The following is an 18002-nucleotide window of genomic DNA, read 5'->3' on the forward strand; positions in this document are numbered from 1 at the left end:
GGCTTGATCAAATTCGTGCGGACTCACTTATTCAAGTTTTTGCCCGGCTCAACGTCGGCTCCGTTCCCGTCGGCCCTTTCCTTTCCCATCATGATCCGCATCAACGAAAATTACCTGAAGCTCAAAGCTTCCTACCTCTTTGCTGACATCGCCAAGCGCGTGAACGCCTACACGGCGGCCAACCCCGACAAGCCGCTCATTCGCCTCGGTATCGGCGACGTCACCGAACCCCTGCCGGAAGTCTGCGTGAAGGCCCTGCATGAAGGCGCCGACGAGTTGTCCAAGCGCGAGACCTTCCGCGGCTACGGTCCGGAGCAGGGTTACGCGTTCCTGCGCGAGGCCATCGCCAAGGGTGACTACGCCAGCCGCGGCTGCGCCATCTCGCCGGATGAGATCTTCGTCTCCGACGGGGCGAAGTGCGACAGTGCGAACATCCAGGAAATCTTCGCGGAGGACGGTCTGAAGCTCGCGATTCCAGATCCGGTTTACCCCGTCTACATCGACACCAACGTGATGGCCGGCCGCACCGGCACCAATGTCGATGGTCGCTACCAGGGTGTCACCTACCTCGATTGCACGCCCGAGAACAACTACGTGCCGGCGATCCCGAACGAGGCGACCGACCTGATTTACCTCTGCTTCCCCAACAACCCGACCGGCGCCGTCGCGACGCGCGAGCAACTTGAAGCGTGGGTCGCCTACGCGAAGGCCAACCAGGCCATCATTCTCTACGATGTCGCCTACGTGGCCTTCATCCGCGACGAGTCGATCCCGCACTCGATCTACGAGATCCCGGGCGCCGAAGAGGTCGCGATCGAGTTGCGCAGCTTCTCCAAGACGGCCGGCTTCACCGGCACGCGTTGCGCCTACACGGTCGTGCCGAAGAAGCTCATGGCCTACGACTCCACCGGCAAGGCGCACTCGGTGCATGGCATGTGGAACCGCCGCCACACCACCAAGTTCAATGGGGTCTCCTATCCGGTGCAGAAGGCGGCCGCGGCGATTTACACGCCGGAAGGCCAGGCGCAGGTGAAGGAGAAGACGGATTTTTACCTCGAGAACGCCGCCCTCATCCGCACCGCGATGCTCGACCTTGGCTTCAGCTGTGTGGGCGGCGACAACGCGCCCTACATCTGGATCAACACTGGTCGCGATTCCTGGGAATTCTTCGACCTCCTGCTCAACAAAGCGGGGGTCGTTTGCACGCCGGGCGCCGGTTTCGGCAAGTGCGGCGAGGGGCATGTGCGCATCAGCGCCTTCAATTCCCGCGCCAACGTGGAAAATGCGCTCAAACGTATTGCAGAGGCGCTTGCGTGATTGATTCCTGACCGGCGGGGGCGCAGCTTGTGAACGTGCGCGCCCCTGCTGAGCCGTCCACCCCCGGGGCCGATTCTGAACAGAGTCGGCGCGTTCCCCGCCGTTTTCGGCGGCTTTATGTGATCGCCTTGGGCACGGTCGCGGCCCTCGCCATCGTCGGCCAGGTGGTCGTGCAGTATGCCTTGGTCGAACAACGCGCCAGCGGGCACGTGGTGAATCAGGCGGGGCGGCAACGCATGCTGAGTCAACGGCTGACCTTGAAGGCCCTGCTGCTGGAGGAAGCCGCGTCCGAGGAACGTTTAGCGGTCATCAACGAGATGCGGCTTTTAAACGAGCTTTGGCTGACGTCTCACAGCGATTTGATTGAAGCAGCACGGAGGTTGGCGGCGGACGACGCGGCTCGGGATTCCCTGCTCGGTCTGCTGGCGGAACTTGAGCGGCCCATGTTGGCGGTCTCCGGGGTGGTGGCGAAACTGGTTGAAGGCGGCAGTCTGGACCCGGTGCAACGCCGGCTTCTGCTGCGCAACCAAGAGATCTTTCTTCCGCTCATGGATGCGGCCGTGCGGCAGCTCGAACAGAGCGCGACGGCGCGCGTCACGGCGCTGCAACGGGTCGAGTTGGGGCTGTTGTTCTTCACGTTGGTGGTGTTGGCGATCGAGGCCCTGCTGGTGTTTCGCCCGGCGGTGGATCGCCTCGCCCGCACCTTGGCGGAACTCGAACAGAAGCGTCGCACCTCGGCCGGCCGGCTGGAAAGCCTGCGCCATCTGGCGGGAGGCATTGCGCATCATTTCAACAACATCCTGACCTCGATCCTGGGCAACGCGGAGTTGATCCGGTTGGACGCCGAACCGCACGGACGCGTCGCGGGTTATGCCGAGGCGCAGGTGCGGCAATGTGAGCGCGCGGCCGGGATGATATCCCAATTGGTGCTCTACGGCGGTGATCGCAAGATCGACCCGCGCCCGACGGCGCTCGGGCCGTGGTTGCGTGGGGTGATCCGGGACCTGCCAAGCTCCGCCCGCGGCGGGACCGTCGAATTCGAAGTGGTGGAGGATGCGGTCGCTGAGATCGACGGCGCGCTCCTGCATCAAGCGATTGAGGGACTGATGGCCAACGCCGCGGAAGCAATGGCCGACCGCTCCGGCTCGGTGTGCCTGGAGTTGGATCAGGAGATACTTTCGGCGCCAAAATCCATGGCTGGCCCCTACGACTTGCAGCTTCCCCCGGGGCTGTATGCGCGCATCCGGGTGATTGACCAGGGTGTCGGCATCCAGCGCACGGAAATCGACCAGATCTTCGACCCGTTTTACACGCACAAGTCTTTTGGTCGCGGCATGGGGCTCGCGTCGATCTTGGGGGTAGCGCACGCTCACCAAGGCGCCATCGAAGTCGAGTCCGTTCCCGAGCAAGGGACAACGGTCTCACTTTACCTGCCCATCAGCGTGGAGACGCCCAGACCTGAACCCGGTCGACGGTCCGAGCGGGTCACTCCGCCCGCAAGGCGACCAGAGGATTGATTCGAGTGGCGCGCAGGGCGGGCAGCAGGCAAGCCACCACGCCTACGAGACCCAGCCCCAGCGCCACGGAGCCGAGAGCGATCGGATCGATGCTGGCCAGCCGAGGCATGGTGCTTTGCAGGAACCGACCCAATACCGCGGCCCCCAGCAGGCCGAATACGATGCCGACCAGGCTCAGGGTCACGCCCTGGCGCAACACCAGCTGCAACACGTCGGCCGGCTGCGCGCCGAGGGCGAGACGGATGCCGAATTCACCGGTGCGTTGCGCCACCGCGTTGCTCATCACCGCGTAGATCCCGAGCGCGGCGAGGAGCAGGCCCAGCGCGCCGAAGGCGGAGAGGGTGTGGCCGACCAAGCGCAGGTTATGCTGACTGTATGCGATTTGTTCCGGACCGGTTGAGATCGTCGTCGGCAACAGTTCCGGATCGATCGCCAGCACGGCGCGACGCAGGGCCTCGCGTTGGGTGGCTGGAGCAGTGCTGCGCATGATCAGGTAGGTCCAGCCCCAGGCCTCTTGGGCGGTGGGTTTGTAAACCACGAAGCGCGTGGCCGGCGGTCCCAGCGCGGCGGCGGCCTCGACGTTCTCGACCACGCCCACCACCTCGGCCCAGAACGGGATGCCGCTGTCCATGCTGCACAGGCGTTGACCAATGGGATTCTGGTCGGGCCACAGTTGTTCGGCGAGAGCGCGGTTTACGATGATGACATCGGGGTCACTCGGTTTGACGTCTTCGCGGAACGTTTCCCCGGCCAACAGCGGAATGCCCATGGCGCGGAAGTAGTCGTGCGTGACCATGACGTGGAACGCACGCGGCAGCGTGGCGGCGTCGATACCTTCCTGTCCTTCCAGCAAGACCTGACGGTCGGCGCCGTAGCCGAAGATCGGGAGCGAGGTGGCGAGGGCGGCGGATTCCACGCCTGGCAAGTCGCGGAGGTTGCGCTCGATGGTGCGGAACAACTCGACCCGTTGTTCATATTTGGGGTAGCGCGTGCCGGGCACCGCGAGTTCGGCTGTGACGATCTGGTCGACATCCCAGCCGGGATTACGTTGGAGGAAACGGTCAAAGCCCCGGTGCATGATCGCGGCCCCGCCGAGCAGCACCAACGCGAGGGTGAACTCAGCCACGATGAGCGCGGCGCGCAGGCGATGGGAACCGCGGCCAGCGGTGGTGCCGCGACTCTGGGTCTTAAGGACGGCGTTGAGGTTGACGTGCGAACTCAACCACGCCGGCACGATGCCGAAAAGCACGCCGGTGGCGACCGCGAGGCCGAACGTGAGAGTGACAACGGGGCCGTTGAGTTGCAGGTCGAGCGCGCCGGAGCCGCCGCCGAGCGTGAGCCGAGCTTCCAACACGCGATTGATCGCCCAGGCGAGGGCGAGTCCCAGAATGCCACCACCGAGCGAAACCACCACAGACTCCACCAGTTGCTGGCCAATGAGCCGCCGCCGGGTGGCGCCGAGCGCGCTGCGGATGGCCAGCTCGCGGGTGCGGGACGCCGCGCGCGCGAGTTGGAGATTGGCGAGGTTGGCGCAGGCGATGAGCAGGACAAAACCGGCGAGGCTCATCAGCAGCCAGGAGATGCGACGGTTCAGGTCGCTGTTGAGCGCGTCGACCAGGGGAAGCGTTTCGTATCGAAGTCCCGAATACAGATCGGGAAATGCCGTGGTCTGGTTTGCCGCGACCGCGGTCAGTGTGGTGTTGATCTGCACCGCGGACGCCGCCGGATCCAGCCGGCCGGCGAAGCGGAAGATACGGTAGTCGCGCCATTGCAGCTGTTCCTCGTTGTAGGCCAGTGGTCGCCAGAAAGAGGTGCCTTGCCAGAGCTTCCGGTAGTCAAAGGCCGACGGCATGACGCCAATGATCGTGACGCTCTCGCCGTTGAGCCGGAGGGTGCGGCCGAGCACCCCGGGGTCGCCGCCGTAGCGTTGTTGCCAGAATTGGTGGCTGAGCACGATGACCTGATTCTGCCCGCGCGCGGCTTCCTCGGCCGTGAATGCCCGGCCCAGCATGGGCTGCATGCCGAACGTCGACCAGATCTCAGGTGAGGCATCGACGGCGCCGAGACGTTCCGGCGGACGCCCGGGCTCTGACAGCAGATAACTCACAAAGGCAAAGGTGGTGAGCGAAGCGAAGTCCGGCTGGGCCTCACGGATCTCGCGATCCTCCAGGGCGGAGTGTTCAAACCGGGGACCGGCCGGCGTGCGACTCACCAGCATCGTGATACGATCGGGCGCGGGAAACGGGGCGTCGCGAAAGAGCAGCGCCTCGAGCAAACTGAACATCGCGGTGTTCACGCCGATGCCGAGGGCGAGGATGAGCAGCGCGACCACGGTGTAGGCCGGCGACTGCAACAACTGGCGGATGGCCGAGCGCAGGGGAGTCATGGGGCGAGGGGGAGTGTGAGCCGCGGCACCGGTTTGGCGAATCGAACCGACGGGGCCGGGCTACGCTCCTCGCGAGCGGTTGGGGGAGGACGGAACGGGGCTTGCCGGAGCAAGTATGTCGCCGGAGATTGGCTGCTCTTTCATGGAGTTTCCGATCTGGGTTTCGTTGGTATATTTCGGCACGGCGGCGGTCTCGCTGTTGCTCTCGGCGGTCCTGTATCGGGCGAACCCCGGGCGTGGAATCAATCAGGCGGCGGCGTTTTTCGTCGGGTTGTGCGCGGTTTGGCAATTTGCGACCGGCTTAATGTTTTTCCACCCGGTGACTGCGGGGTTCTACATTAAGATGGTCATCGCGATGCGCGGTGCCGGGGTGAGTGCGATCGTGCTCATGTTGGCGGCGCTCAGGTTTCCGGAAGAGAAGGGGAGGGCCTTGTTGTGGCGGACCCGCTGGTGGTGGGTCTTTGCCTTGGTTTACGCGGCGCCGGTTTTTAGTCCCTGGATGATTCCACGTGAGTCGACGTTTGAGGTGCCCCGGCGCGGGGTGTTGTGGGTGCCTTACGGGGTTTCTCAAGTGGTGATGGGTTTTGTTGTGCTGGTGCTGGCGGTGCGTGCGGCCAAATCTTTGAAGGGGAATGCTCGGTTCACCGCGCAGATCATATGCGGGGTCTTTGGGCTTTTGTTTGTTTTGATCGGTCTACGATTCTTGCTGCGACCTTGGCTGCCGCCGTCGGGTCTGGTGCTGGCACATGCGATCGTGGGGCTAGTGGTGGTCGCTACGTTTGCGTTTGCGGTGCTCACGCGGCGGGTCTTTCGCGCGCGGCTCGTTTTGGTGGAGACCCTGGTGCATGCGGTCGGACTCACTCTGGCGCTGGCGGCGGCTTTTGTGGTGTTGCACTTCGGTGAAGGAATTCGGGCAGCGTCGTATTTGGCGGTCGGTGTGGCCATGATGATCTGGACCCTGAACTACGGGGCGCAACGCCGCCGAGTGCAGGGGCAAACCGCCGAGCTCACGGCACGAGTCATCCAGCAGTTTGAGGCGATTCGGGGGCGCGGTCGCCACGCAGATGGTGGGGTAAGAGAGGCCTTGGATGTTTTGTTGGAGTGGACCGGTGCGCGGGAGGGCAAACTTCTGCTCAACGACGGGGAAAAATGGGCCGGTGACGGGGTCAGTCTCCGGGTCGATGATCCCTTGGCCGTGCGACTGGCGCATCAACGGTGGGCGACCGCTGAGTCGTTTGCACAGAGCGGGTCGGATCCCAACGCGGTGTTGGCGGGACTCAGCCTGCAGCGGTTGGGAGGCGTGGTGGCGGTGATGTCGGCTCGCCAGCGGGCAGGGCAACGCGCGCTGCTGGTGCTGGGAGAAAAAGCGAACGGTGATTATTTCACGTATCCGGAGATCATGGCCCTGCAGGTGCTGGTGGACGAAGTGTGCACCTTGGTGGATTCACGGGTCGCCGGACAACGGGGACGGGCGCTTGGTCGAATTGAGGCGCTGGAGATGTTGGGGGCGTCGATCGGGCACGATTTTAAGCAGCATGTGGCGGCGGTGCGTTTGCTGGCCCATCGCATCGGCGATCGTCGTCTGACGCAGGCCGAAACCGTTTCCAGTTTGGGAAAGCTGGAAGGGGAACTCCGCAAGTTGGGTGAGTTTTCCCGGCGATTGACCAAGTTGGGGCGCCCCGCTCCGGGTGGGCGAAGTCGGTTGAAGGTCGAGGAGGCATTCGCGGCCGTGGTCGGTTTCTTGGGAGAAACGGCGAATGCGCGCGGGGTGCGTTTACGGAGCGTGGTCGACGACGACGGCATCACGGTTTGGGTGAACCGGGAGCGCCTGAATCAAGCGCTCGTGAATCTCGCGATGAACGCGATTGAGGCCTTTGATCACTCGGGTGATCTTGGGCGCGAGCGGTGGCTGGCTCTGCGAGCCTGGCGAGAGTCGAACGTGGTTGTCATCGAAGTTGCGGATAACGGACCAGGATTGTCCGCGGAGGTGCTGGCGCATCTCTTCGATCCATTTGTGTCCGAGGGAAAAACCGACGGTGACGGTCTGGGTCTTTATCTGACGTGGGACGCCGTCACGCGCGAGGGTGGGGAGATTCGACACGAAGCCAATGTGCCGCACGGCACGCGGTTTGTGATGACCTTCCCGGACTGAGCCACAAGATCTGCCCGCACCTCGAGGGAGTTGGTGTTCGGTGACTTGGTGAGGACCGTTTGAGCTCGGTGCCTGGTCGTGACTGGCGCCGGCGAACGGCCGAGCCGGTTTGGCGAATCACATGAACCGGAAACGTGACCTTGGTGCCGTGGCCTGGGCGGCGCCTGGCGGTAACGAGACTTGCGCACGGCGGATTTGGCCGGGAGGTTTCGTCTGGTCGATGGATTTTCCGCTCTGGATCACCTTAGTCTACCTGGGCACCGCGGCCGTGTCGTTCGTTCTTGCGGGTGTGTTGTATCGGGCGAATCCGCGACGGGGTATCAATCAAGCGGCGACGTTCTTCGCGCTGATGTGTGGTGTGTGGCAATTCGCCACGGCGTGGGTCTATTTCAACGCGGACACGGCGGTGATCTATATTAGGGTGCTCATGTCCATATATTTCATGGGGATGGCTTGCGTTGCCCTGATGCTGGCGGCGTTGCGGTATCCTGACGAGACGTGGGCTCCATTGGTGCGGCGGACGCGCTGGTTCTGGGTTGGTGCGGTGGTTTATGCTGCGCCGGTTTTCAGCCCGTGGCTCATCCCGTATGATTCGACGGCGGAAAATCCGTCGCGGGGTGTGCTTTGGTATCCGTATGGTGTCCTGCAGATCCTAGGTGGACTGTTGGTGCTGGGAATGACCTTGCGGGCAGCATTGATATTGAAAGGAGCTGCCCGGTTTACGGGGCAGATTATTTGCGGTGCCAGTGGTTTCATGTTCGTGCTGCTGGGCCTGCGTTACTTACTGCGACCGTGGTTGCCTCCGACGGGACTGCCCTTACTCAATGCCGTCGTCGCGATGGCCATTGTCGGTGCTTTTGCTTTCGCGGTGCTCACGCGGCGCGTGTTTCAGGCACGGGTTGTTTTGGTGGAGGTGTTGGTGCAGGCTGCGGGAATCGGGCTCGCGATGGGCGCGGTTCACTTGGTGTTGAAGTTGGGTGACGCGATTGGCGGGCCAAGCAACCCGTCACGCTACGTTGCGGTTTTGGTCGGGTTTATGGTGTGGATGGCGGTCTACCTCGGCCGTCGGCGTCAGATGGAGCGACAGGCGTGGGAGATGGGAGGGCGGTTGGTGGAACAATTCGAAGAGATCAGCCGTCGCGGTCGCCACACGGACGGAGGTGTGAGCGAGGCGTTGGATGTTTTGCTGGAGTGGACTGGTGCGCGACACGGGAGTATCCTCGTTCGCGACGGCGGTCGGTGGGTCGGGGATAAGTTGACGATGCGGGTCGATGACCCTTTGGCGGTGATGTTGGAACGCCATCGATGGGTCACGGCAGAGTCGATCGCTCGAACTTGGAGGGAGAACAACGCGGTGCTGGCAGGGTTGAGCCTGGATCGACTGGGCGGGACGGTTGCGGTGGTCTCCACTCGCAACCAGGCCGGTGTGCGGGTCTTGCTCGTTTTGGGGGAGAAGGCGAACGGCGACTATTACTCCCATCAGGATGTGGCGAATCTGCAGTTACTCGTCGACGCGTTGTGCTCGATGGTCGAGTCGCGCGAGGCGGGGCAACGAGGCCGCGCCTTGGGTCGCATTGAGGCCTTGGAGCGGTTGGGCGCCTCCATCGGCCACGATTTCAAGCAGCACCTCGTGGCGGTGAGGTTGCTGGCGCACCGGATCGGGGATCGAAATCTGGGCGAGGGAGAGGTCGGTCCCTATTTGCGGAAATTGGAAACCGAACTCGGCAAGTTGGGCGAGTTCTCCCGCCGCCTGACCAAACTGGGGCAACCGGCGCCGGGGCCGCGGGAGCATCTGGCGATAAGCGAGATGTTTGCGGCGGTGCGGTCGTTTCTGGAAGAGTCTGCCGCCAAGCAGGGGGTGAGGTTGGCGTGCGTCACGGAGGATGAGTCGCTCGCAGTTTGGGTGAACCGCAATCGGCTCTATCAGGCGCTCGTCAACCTCGGCATGAACGCAATCGAAGCGATGGCTCAGGTTGGGGGAGGGCAAGACGATCGTGCTTTGGCCTTTCGTGCGCGCCGGGAGCAGGCTGCGGTGACCATTGAGGTTTCGGACACGGGCCCAGGGTTGCCGGCAGCGGTGTTGGATCGATTGTTCGATCCGTTTGTGACTCAAGGTAAACCCGATGGAGACGGACTGGGTCTTTATCTGACCTGGGACGCCGTCACGCGAGAGGGTGGGGAGATCCGCTACGAGGCCAATGTGCCGCACGGCACGCGGTTTGTGATGACCTTCCCGGTTTGAGCCGCTCAACCTGCCCGCACCATGACAAAGCCGGATTTGATGGCGTAGTTCATGAGGTCGAGGGAGGAGTGGAGGCCGAGCTTTGCCATGATGTTGCGGCGATGGGTCTGCACCGTCGCGGCGCTGAGTCCACGTTGGCGAGCGATCACTTCATTGTGCAGTCCCTGGCCGAACAAGGGCATCAACGTGACTTCGGTCTGGCTGAGCACTTTGACGAAGGAATCACTGGCGCTCAATTGCCGCCGGCTGGCTTCGGTCACGAATTCGCTGAAGTAGGGTTCCCCGCCGGCAACGGTCTCGATCGCTTTGCGCAGGATTTGGGGTTCGGAGTCCTTGTCCACGAAGCCATGGATGCGCGCTTCGATGGCCTGGTGAAGCATGTAGGGTGTGGTCTCGCCGGAGACCGCAATGATGCGCGCTTGCGGCATCAGAGGCTGAACCTCGCGGGCCAACTCGATGCCGTTCGCATCGGGCAGGTTGAGGTCCAGCAAAATCACCTCGACCTGCGGATTGGGCAGGACCGCAAGAAGCTCAGCGCGTGAAGATGCGGTGATGACCACCTTGTGGCCAAAAGATCGTTCACAGAGGTCGCGCAGCAGCGACAAAAGCAGGGATTGGTCTTCGACGATCGCAAGTCGGGCCATAAGGAGAAGCGGGGAGCGCTTATAGAGCCTCTCAACCCCTTGTTGTTCCGGCAAAAAAAAAAGCGCCGCAGCGCGCGGCGCTCCTCTGAAAAATGATCAGTTCTTACCAGTCGGAAAAGGTGGCCTAAACCAACACGGCGGCTTCGCGATCGTGCACCCAAAACCGTTCCACGACCAAACCCTCGCGACGGATGTCGTAGCCCCATTCGGTGTCGATGAAGCGCAGGATACCGGCCTTGCCGTCGGGCGTGCGCAGCATGCGGGTGTAGGTTTGCAGGGCGGCGAGGCGGGCGGAGTTGAAGGCGTCGACAATCTCGTCGAAGCGGCCGAGGTCGCGGCGGTCTTGGGCGGGATTGCCGGCGGCGTCGCGTTGCAGGGTGAACTGAAGAACCCGGAAGGCCGGCGTAGATTTACCCATTTCGCTCATCGCCTCTAAAGTTAGCGTTTTTTGTGCCGATGCAATCCGGTTTCGCCAAAAATATGGGGGATTTACCCTGTGGCGCCCGTCCCCTGTCACGTCGTGAATTGTTGTTGCGTTTGCAAAAAGCAGGTCTGTGCTCGGCGCGTTCGTTGGAAAGACGTTAGGCAACAGGAACTGGTGGATCGTCAAGTGGAGACAGGCTCTGGTGATGATTTGAAACCCGATGGTCGGGAACGGACTGCAGGCAGACGGGGTATCGACGAAAATCATCAACATCATGAGCTCTTCCAAACTCTACGTGGGCAACATGTCCTTCAAGACCACCGAGGATGAACTGCGCGACGCGTTCTCCGAATTCGGTTCCGTGACCGACGTGTATGTCGCCCTCGACAAAATGACCGGCCGTCCGCGCGGCTTCGCCTTCGTGACCATGGCTACCGACGAGGAGGCCGCCAAGGCCGCCGAAGGTATGAATGGTCGTGACTTCGGCGGTCGCGCGCTGACCGTGAACGAGGCCCGTCCGAAGGAAGACCGTCCGCGTGGCGGTGGCTTCGGTGGCGGCGGCGGTGGTCGCGGCGGTTTCGGTGGCGGTGGTCGTGGCGGCTTCGGCGGCGGCGACCGTCGTGGTGGCGGTGGCTACGGCGACCGTCGTGGCGGTGGCGGCTATCGCGGCGACCGTCGCGACAGCGAGAGCCGCTACTAAGCGTCAACTGCCTCTCGGCAACCTTTCCAACGGAGCCCCGTAACGGGCTCCGTTTTTTTGTGCGCTCGCCTCGGCCTCGTTTGAGGCAAGTAGTGGTTTGATGGATAGCCGTATTTCCCATGCGCCGGTTGCGTCCGCCGCGGAGGTGGCCCGCCATCTGGCGAAAGTGCGGGCCTGCACGCGATGTCCCGCCATGCATCGTCCGGCCGTCGTCGGGCGGGCGACCACCAGCCGGGTGCTGTTGGTGGGGCAGGCACCGGGCGACAAGGAGCCCCAGTTGCAACGTCCCTTCGCTTGGACGGCCGGCAAGACGCTTTTCAAGTGGTTGCATGCCGCGCTGGGCTGGAGTGAGGAGCAGGTGCGGGATCGGGTCTACTTTGCCGCCGTCTGCCGCTGCTTTCCCGGCAAGCGTCCCAAGGGCGGCGACCGCGTGCCCGACCCGGACGAGATCGAGCGGTGCTCCGCCTGGCTGGCGGCTGAGTTTGCGCTGCTGCGGCCGACCCTCGTGCTGCCGGTGGGCAAACTGGCAATCCAACAGTTCCTGCCGGCGACTGCGTTGGCTGAGGTGGTGGGGCGGACCCATGTGCTCCGCTACCGCGGGCATCAGGCGGACTTCATTCCGCTGCCTCATCCGTCCGGAGCCTCGACCTGGCATCGCACCGAACCTGGGCAAACCCTGCTGCAAAAGGCCCTGGACCTGATGGCGGCCCACCCGGCGATCGCCGCGGCGGAGGCGCGGTCGGTTGGTGAAGAGCTGTAAATGGGACTTCCGCCGGTCACCGGAACTGTCCTAGCTTCGCGGCATGCGTCGAATCCTGTTTCTGATCGTGACCTCGGTTCTCCTCGTTTCCGCCGCGCATGCGCAGCGCGAGAAGCTGCCGCCGCGCGACCTGATGATTGTTGAAGAGAAGTTCCCCCAAGCCGAGCGGACCTCGACCGGCTTGTGGACCGAGTTGCTGCGGCAAGGCACGGGGCGGCAACCGGAGCGGGGCGAACATGTCGCGGTGCTCTACCGGGGCATGCTGCTCGATGGCACCGTTTTCGACGAGCGCCAGAATCCGGCAGAGCCTTTCAAGTTTCAACTCGATCGTGGCCAGGTCATCGACGGTTGGGAATACGGGCTGCTCATGATGCGTGAGGGCGAAAAACGCCTGCTCATTGTGCCCTACGAGTTGGGTTATGGCACCCGGGGTCGCTCGCCGGATATTCCGCGCATGGCGACTCTCGTCTTCGAAGTGGAGTTGCTCAAGATCACTCCGCGCCAGGTGCCGCAGTGACCGCGACCGCGGCCGGTCGCATTCGGCGCGCGCGCCACGAATCGAAGCTGTAGCACGCCAGGCCACTCCAGATGAGCGCGAAGGCGCCGGCCTGCGATGCGCTGAAGGGTTCGCGATAAACCAGCCAGCCGATCAGGAACTGGCAGGTTGGGGCAATGTATTGGAGGAGGCCGAGCGTGGTGAGACGCAGGCGGCGGGCGCCGACGCCGAAGAGCACGAGTGGCACCATGCTGATCAGCCCGGTGCCGATGTAGAGCACGGTCGTTACCGTATCGGCCCGACCGAAGCCGGTATCCTCGTGTTGCGCCAACCAGATCATGCAGCCGATTGCAAGGGGCGCGGCGAAACTGGTTTCGAGCACGAGTCCGTTGAGGGCGCTGGCGTGGGATCGCTTTCGCACCAAACCATAACCCGCCCAGGTTCCCGCGAGTCCGAGCGCAATCCACGGGACCACGCCAACCTGGAGGATCATTACGCCGACCCCGGCAGCGGCCAGAGTGACCGCGATTTTTTGCAATCGCGAAAGGGTTTCGCCGAAGACCACGCGGCCGAGCGTCACATTGAACAAGGGCACTAAAAAGTAGCCGAGACTCGCCTCGATGATGCGGTCGTGGCCGATTGCCCACACGTAGAAGCCCCAGTTGCCCGAGAGCAGGCATGCGTTGATCGCGTGAGCCCGGCGGTTGGCGGGATCGCGCCAGGTCTCGAGCAACGCCCGACCGTGCCCACGCAGCACTTGAAAGCCGACCACCCACGCCAGCGTCCACGCCATGCGATGAGCGGTGAGCTCCAGCGCAGACTGGTCGCCGAGCTGTTTCCAGTAGATCGGCAGCACGCCCCAGAGCAGGTAGCTGGTAAATGCGGCCAGACCGCCGACCGTCGGGGGCGTGGTCGGCGCGGGGGCGGCGGCGGGCGATGGGGAGCGGTTCAAGGCGGGCGAGCGTTCGTGGACGGATGATAACGGTCAATGACTCCGCCGGCTGAACCGTAGCCGCGAAGGTAGCGCTGTGTGGGCCGTCGATGCGTAAAAAATTAATCGCAACCGAGCGGCAGTCTCCCTCAGATGGGCCCTCATGAGCGACGAGCCTGAGCCGCCAGCCTTGCGTCTGCGCCCTCGGAAAAAGCCCGCTGCCGAATCTCCTCCCGCGGAGTCGGCCGGCAGCGCGCCCGCGCCCGCTCAAACCGGTGACAAGAACGGCGAGACTGCGGCGGAAACACCCAAGCTCTCCCTGCGCCCGAAGTCTGCGCCGGCCGAGCCGACGCCTCCGCCTCCGGCGAAAGAAACGTCCGCGCCCGCCTCCGCGCCGGCGGCCGACGAAGCGAAGGCCCGCAGCAAACCCCGGCTTTCGCTCAAGCTGGATAACAAGGAGGAGCCTGCGCCCCAGCCAGCGCCGAGCGCCCCACCGCCGGCGGAACCCAAGGCAGAGGCGCCCAAAGCCAAACCCAAGCTTAACCTCAAGGCAGATGGTGACCCCGAACCGTCGGCGCCCGCCGGCACCCCGGCTCCACCAACAGACGCACCCGCGGCGCCCGCTGAAGGTTCGTCGATGCCGCCGATTGATCTCCCGCCGGCGAAGCCCGAGAAACCCAAACTGAAGCTCTCCTGGGCCAACAAGCCCGCCGAGAACGCCCCCGAGGGCGGCGAAGCGTCCGACGATGCGGCGCCATCGCCGGCTTCGGCCGCACCGCGACCGATCAGCATGTCGCGGCCGCCGATACCTGCCCCCGAGGTGACCGCCATCGAGTCCAATCTCAGTGAGGCTTCCTCCACGATGCCGCCCTTCATGCAAATGCAGGGTGCCAGCGCGAGTCCGCCTCCCCCGCCGCCGCCGGGCGCCGCAGGCGGGAGCGACTTCCCTCCGCCCCCCGGTATGGGCGCGCCGCTGCCTCCCCCGGTGCCCGGCGCGGCTTTGGATGATGACGATGACGACGCGCCGGCGGCCAAACGTCTCGAGCACAGCCTGAAGTTCAAACTCGCGGTCATTTTCATCGTCTTGCTCGTGTTGGGCGGCGTCGGTTACGGCGGTTGGATTGGCTACCAGATGTTCTTTGGGGCGGGTGACGAACCCACCCCGGTGGCGGAAACCCCGGCTGCTCCCACGCCGGCACCGGCCGCCGCCGCTTCCGCCGCCGGCCCGCAATCCACGGCCGGACAACTCGTGGACCGCGCCCGGCAGGCAGCCGAGGCGCACGACGAAACCGCGGCGGCGGTCGTTGAAGCAGCCGACGCTTCGGCCCAAGCTGCCGCTCCGTCGCAAAACACGCCGAAGGTGATGATCGCCGAGACCCCGGTGCCGACGGCGCCGGCCGCGATCGATCCGACCCCCGAGTTCATGACCTGGGTGAGCGAGGCGCGAATTTCCGGAGTGCGCGAAGGCGACAGCCCCCGCGCGTTCATCAACGGCATTCTGGTGCGCAAGGGTGACACCATCGACGCCCAGCTAGGGATCGTGTTCGATGGGGTTGATCCGGTGCGTAACCTGTTGATTTTCAGGGATGATACTGGGGCCGTGGTCGGCAAGAAGTATTAGTTTTTCTCCTGTTTGGCCGTCTGGGGAGTTCGCCCTATATAGGCGGTGATGCTCCCCTCAGGTGCGTAGATTTCGTTAAAGAAATGTGATCGCGCAAATGGGCATTACAGAACCAAATAGGGCGTATGAGCGATTTCCCACGCCCTCAGCATGGTTCCGGAGCACCATTGTCGCCGGGTGGCCAATCGCCGCGTATACTCCAGGGGCCAGGGGGGTATTTACCCCCGTCGGTGTCCACTTCGGTTACCTCCGCCCCCTTTGCCTTCGGTGCAGCCGATGATGAAGCGCCGACGGAAGCCTCTTCTTCTTCCAGTCCTGATTCCGGGGCGCCCTTTGCGGAAGGACCGATCGCCTACACCACGCGACCGCCTTGGATGGTTTCCGAGCCTGCGCCGGGGGCGAGCTTGGACTCGGGTCCCTGCTACGTGCAGGGGCACGACGCCTTCACCCCTTTTGCTCCGTCGGAAATGCCTTCGACCGTCGGATTCACCCAAGCGCCTTTTGGCACCGGGCAATCGAATCCGCCGATGGGGCAATCGGCTTCTCCCTTTGGCACGACACCGCCGATGGGCCAGACTGCGGCTCCATTTGGCGCGGCTGCGGCGCAATCCCCCACCGCGACTGACGACGACAAGGACGCTTGGTATAACAAGGCGCCCTCCTACTCGAGTGGACGCCGTCGCGACCGTGGTCCGATTCTCAAGATCATCATGCTGCTGGTGAAACTCATGCCGGCCGCGATGGTGCTCTACGGTGGCTACTACGGTTACAAGCAGTTCTTCGGCGAAATGTCGGCGGAAGAGTTGGCTGCCTATTATGGTCCGAGCGGCGCTCCGGGATCTTCGGGTGGCGCGGCCGGGGCAAATGGTGCTGCCGGACTGGCGGGCGGTGACGCAGTCGATGGTCCCAAATCTCGTGTGGGCATCATGCTCCAACAGGCCAAGGACTCGATCGCGGCCCACGACCAGAACGTGCACATGGCCAATGCCATCGCCGACAACCCGAGCAATCTCGACGACATCCAGGCCTCCTTGGACAATATCGAAGCGCAGATGGCCGCCCAAGCCGCGCCGGCCGCGGCCAAGCCCGAGCCCAAGGTCAAACTGGCATTTTCCGATGGTCCCGTCGGGGGCACGGCTGTGCCGGGGGCGACCGACAACCGCAGCCAAGCCGAGCAGGCCCTCACCAATTTTACCGGACCGATGTCGACTGTTGGCCGCGAGAACGGGTCGTCCGCGCAGGGCACGGTGAGCGTGGCGATCGCCGCTCCGGAGCTCTCCAACAAGCAGGCCTCGCCTGAGTTTCGGGCCTGGGTCAGTCGCATTTCCGTGAGCGGAGTGCGGGTGGGCAGCGATCCGCGTGCTTTCGTGGGCGGGCGCCTGGTGCGTCCGGGCATGACGGTCGACCACCGCCTTGGCATCCATTTCAGCCACATCGGTGAGACCGACCGCCTCCTCTATTTCGAGGATTCCAGCGGGGCGGTTCTGGCCAAGCGTTACTGAAACGCTGGCGCAAAAAAAGGGGCGGACTCGTAGTCCGCCCCTTTTTTGTTTTCCAAGTCAGGCCGCGGCGCGGAGCAACGCCTCGATGCGCTCGGGCGTGAGGTCACCGTGTTCGCCGATGCCGGTGAGGCCACGGGCGGCGAGACGTTGGGCGACTTTGGGTGCGACCTCGGCGTCGACGTCGTAAGCCGAAAGTCGAGTAGCGATGCCGATCGACTCATAAAACTCGCGGGTTTTCGCGATGGCCGCGGCGGCGCGGTCATCGTCGGAGCCGGTGGTGATGCCCCAAACGCGTTCGGCGTATTGCACGAGTTTCGCCAGCTTGGTCGGCTGCTGGGCGGCCAGGAGGGAGGGGAGCACGATCGCGAGGGTGCGGGCATGGTCGATGCCGTGCAGCGCGGTGAGTTCGTGACCGATCGTGTGCGTCGCCCAATCCTGCGGCACGCCGGCGCCGATGAAGCCGTTGAGCGCGCAGGTGGCCGCCCAGACGAGGTTGGCGCGGGCGTCGGTGTCGGTCGGGTTGTCGTAGGATTTTTTACCCTCGGTGATGAGGACGCGCAGCACACTCTCGGCAAACTGGTCCTGCACGGCGGCGTTGGCCGGGTAGGTGAGGTATTGCTCGAGCACGTGACAGAGGGCGTCGCCGATGCCGTTGGCCACTTGTCGCTGGGGCAGGCTCAACGTCGTCTCCGGATCGAGCACCGAAAAGACCGGGAAGACGTGCGGAGAGAGGAAGTGCAGTTTCTCTTGGATCGCGCGGCGACTGATGACCGAGGCCATGTTGGCCTCGGAACCGGTGGCCGGCAGGGTGAGGACGGTGCCGAGCGGGAGGGCGCTCTGCACCGAGGCGCCGGCGTCGACGAGGATCTGCCAAGGGTCGTCGCCCGCGTAGGGCACGGCCGCGCAGATGAATTTGGCGCCGTCGAGGACCGAACCTCCGCCGACCGCGAGGACCCAGTTGACGCCCTCTTTTTGGCAGAGTTCGACGGCGGGCATGAGGGTGTCGAAATCGGGGTTGGCCTCGACGCCCCAGTGCTCGTGCACGGTGCGGTTGCCGAGGGCGGCTTTGACTTGGTCGTAGACTCCGTTGGCCTTGATGGAACCACCGCCGGCCAGGAGCAAAACCTTGGCGTCTGCGGGCAGTTCGTCGGCGATGCGGGCGATTTGGCCGGCGCCGAAATGGATGCGAGTCGGGTTGTGGAAGGTGAAGTTATCCATGGTGAGAAAGGAAACGGAACACGCGGGCCGTCCCGCTGCAAATGGCGCTGGGATTTCCGTTCAATAGCCGGACTACAATTCGATTTGGCGCC

14 protein-coding genes are annotated in these 18002 nt (G+C 63.9%); 9 read left to right on the top strand and 5 right to left on the bottom strand.

The window, feature by feature from the left end:
* Window positions 1-90: 90 nt before the first annotated feature.
* Complete coding sequence (locus tag AC0MRV_RS02170) at window positions 91-1317, top strand: LL-diaminopimelate aminotransferase (RefSeq protein ID WP_472762782.1); 1227 nt, start codon at window positions 91-93, stop codon at window positions 1315-1317.
* A gap of 170 nt (window positions 1318-1487) precedes the next feature.
* Window positions 1488-2834: an ATP-binding protein gene (locus tag AC0MRV_RS02175; RefSeq protein ID WP_472763927.1), complete on the top strand. Its 1347-nt coding sequence runs from the start codon at window positions 1488-1490 to the stop codon at window positions 2832-2834.
* Here the strand turns inward: AC0MRV_RS02175 and AC0MRV_RS02180 are convergent.
* Window positions 2803-5220, bottom strand: coding sequence for an ABC transporter permease (locus AC0MRV_RS02180; RefSeq protein ID WP_472762783.1), 2418 nt, complete (start codon window positions 5218-5220; stop codon window positions 2803-2805). The genes AC0MRV_RS02175 and AC0MRV_RS02180 overlap by 32 nt on opposite strands.
* A 142-nt stretch (window positions 5221-5362) precedes the next feature.
* Between AC0MRV_RS02180 and AC0MRV_RS02185 the strand changes: the two genes are divergently transcribed.
* Window positions 5363-7372, top strand: coding sequence for an ATP-binding protein (locus tag AC0MRV_RS02185; RefSeq protein WP_472762784.1), 2010 nt, complete (start codon window positions 5363-5365; stop codon window positions 7370-7372).
* 220 nt (window positions 7373-7592) lie between these two features.
* On the top strand, window positions 7593-9614 hold the full coding sequence (locus AC0MRV_RS02190) for a sensor histidine kinase (protein ID WP_472762785.1): 2022 nt from the start codon (window positions 7593-7595) through the stop codon (window positions 9612-9614).
* Between the two features lie 5 nt (window positions 9615-9619).
* Here AC0MRV_RS02190 and AC0MRV_RS02195 read toward each other — a convergent pair whose 3' ends face one another.
* Window positions 9620-10258, bottom strand: coding sequence for a response regulator (locus AC0MRV_RS02195; protein WP_472762786.1), 639 nt, complete (start codon window positions 10256-10258; stop codon window positions 9620-9622).
* 124 nt (window positions 10259-10382) lie between these two features.
* On the bottom strand, window positions 10383-10685 hold the full coding sequence (locus tag AC0MRV_RS02200) for a hypothetical protein (protein WP_472762787.1): 303 nt from the start codon (window positions 10683-10685) through the stop codon (window positions 10383-10385).
* Between the two features lie 271 nt (window positions 10686-10956).
* Here AC0MRV_RS02200 and AC0MRV_RS02205 point away from each other — a divergent pair, with 271 nt between their 5' ends.
* From AC0MRV_RS02205 to AC0MRV_RS02215, 3 genes are all read left to right on the top strand, one after another.
* On the top strand, window positions 10957-11382 hold the full coding sequence (locus AC0MRV_RS02205) for an RNA recognition motif domain-containing protein (RefSeq protein WP_472762788.1): 426 nt from the start codon (window positions 10957-10959) through the stop codon (window positions 11380-11382).
* Between the two features lie 193 nt (window positions 11383-11575).
* The gene (locus AC0MRV_RS02210) at window positions 11576-12142 is read left to right on the top strand and encodes a uracil-DNA glycosylase family protein (RefSeq protein ID WP_472762789.1); all 567 of its coding nucleotides are present in this window, start codon (window positions 11576-11578) and stop codon (window positions 12140-12142) included.
* Between the two features lie 43 nt (window positions 12143-12185).
* Window positions 12186-12659, top strand: a complete 474-nt coding sequence (locus AC0MRV_RS02215; RefSeq protein WP_472762790.1) for an FKBP-type peptidyl-prolyl cis-trans isomerase — start codon at window positions 12186-12188, stop codon at window positions 12657-12659.
* Here AC0MRV_RS02215 and rarD read toward each other — a convergent pair.
* Window positions 12634-13590 carry an EamA family transporter RarD gene (gene rarD, locus AC0MRV_RS02220; RefSeq protein ID WP_472762791.1) on the bottom strand — a complete coding sequence of 319 codons (957 nt, stop codon included), beginning with the start codon at window positions 13588-13590 and terminating at the stop codon, window positions 12634-12636. The genes AC0MRV_RS02215 and rarD overlap by 26 nt on opposite strands.
* 142 nt (window positions 13591-13732) lie before the next feature.
* On the opposite strand from rarD, the gene AC0MRV_RS02225 reads away from it, so the two are divergent.
* Window positions 13733-15190: a hypothetical protein gene (locus AC0MRV_RS02225; protein ID WP_472762792.1), complete on the top strand. Its 1458-nt coding sequence runs from the start codon at window positions 13733-13735 to the stop codon at window positions 15188-15190.
* Window positions 15191-15420: 230 nt separating this feature from the next.
* Window positions 15421-16692 carry a hypothetical protein gene (locus tag AC0MRV_RS02230; RefSeq protein ID WP_472762793.1) on the top strand — a complete coding sequence of 424 codons (1272 nt, stop codon included), beginning with the start codon at window positions 15421-15423 and terminating at the stop codon, window positions 16690-16692.
* Window positions 16693-16749: 57 nt separating this feature from the next.
* On the opposite strand, the gene AC0MRV_RS02235 is transcribed toward AC0MRV_RS02230, so the two are convergent.
* Window positions 16750-17910: an iron-containing alcohol dehydrogenase gene (locus tag AC0MRV_RS02235; protein WP_472762794.1), complete on the bottom strand. Its 1161-nt coding sequence runs from the start codon at window positions 17908-17910 to the stop codon at window positions 16750-16752.
* Window positions 17911-18002: the final 92 nt, after the last annotated feature.

This window comes from Actomonas spartinae (assembly GCF_051209155.1).
In the GTDB taxonomy this organism is placed as follows: domain Bacteria; phylum Verrucomicrobiota; class Verrucomicrobiia; order Opitutales; family Opitutaceae; genus Actomonas.

Bases quoted from the DNA above. Each gene is read 5' to 3' on its own strand.
- AC0MRV_RS02225 (WP_472762792.1), top strand. From the start codon at position 13,733: ATGAGCGACGAGCCTGAGCCGCCAGCCTTGCGTCTGCGCCCTCGGAAA.
- AC0MRV_RS02235 (WP_472762794.1), bottom strand. From the start codon at position 17,910: ATGGATAACTTCACCTTCCACAACCCGACTCGCATCCATTTCGGCGCC.
- AC0MRV_RS02190 (WP_472762785.1), top strand. From the start codon at position 7,593: ATGGATTTTCCGCTCTGGATCACCTTAGTCTACCTGGGCACCGCGGCC.
- AC0MRV_RS02215 (WP_472762790.1), top strand. From the start codon at position 12,186: ATGCGTCGAATCCTGTTTCTGATCGTGACCTCGGTTCTCCTCGTTTCC.
- AC0MRV_RS02195 (WP_472762786.1), bottom strand. From the start codon at position 10,258: ATGGCCCGACTTGCGATCGTCGAAGACCAATCCCTGCTTTTGTCGCTG.
- AC0MRV_RS02200 (WP_472762787.1), bottom strand. From the start codon at position 10,685: ATGAGCGAAATGGGTAAATCTACGCCGGCCTTCCGGGTTCTTCAGTTC.
- AC0MRV_RS02210 (WP_472762789.1), top strand. From the start codon at position 11,576: ATGCATCGTCCGGCCGTCGTCGGGCGGGCGACCACCAGCCGGGTGCTG.
- AC0MRV_RS02170 (WP_472762782.1), top strand. From the start codon at position 91: ATGATCCGCATCAACGAAAATTACCTGAAGCTCAAAGCTTCCTACCTC.
- AC0MRV_RS02185 (WP_472762784.1), top strand. From the start codon at position 5,363: ATGGAGTTTCCGATCTGGGTTTCGTTGGTATATTTCGGCACGGCGGCG.
- AC0MRV_RS02180 (WP_472762783.1), bottom strand. From the start codon at position 5,220: ATGACTCCCCTGCGCTCGGCCATCCGCCAGTTGTTGCAGTCGCCGGCC.
- AC0MRV_RS02205 (WP_472762788.1), top strand. From the start codon at position 10,957: ATGAGCTCTTCCAAACTCTACGTGGGCAACATGTCCTTCAAGACCACC.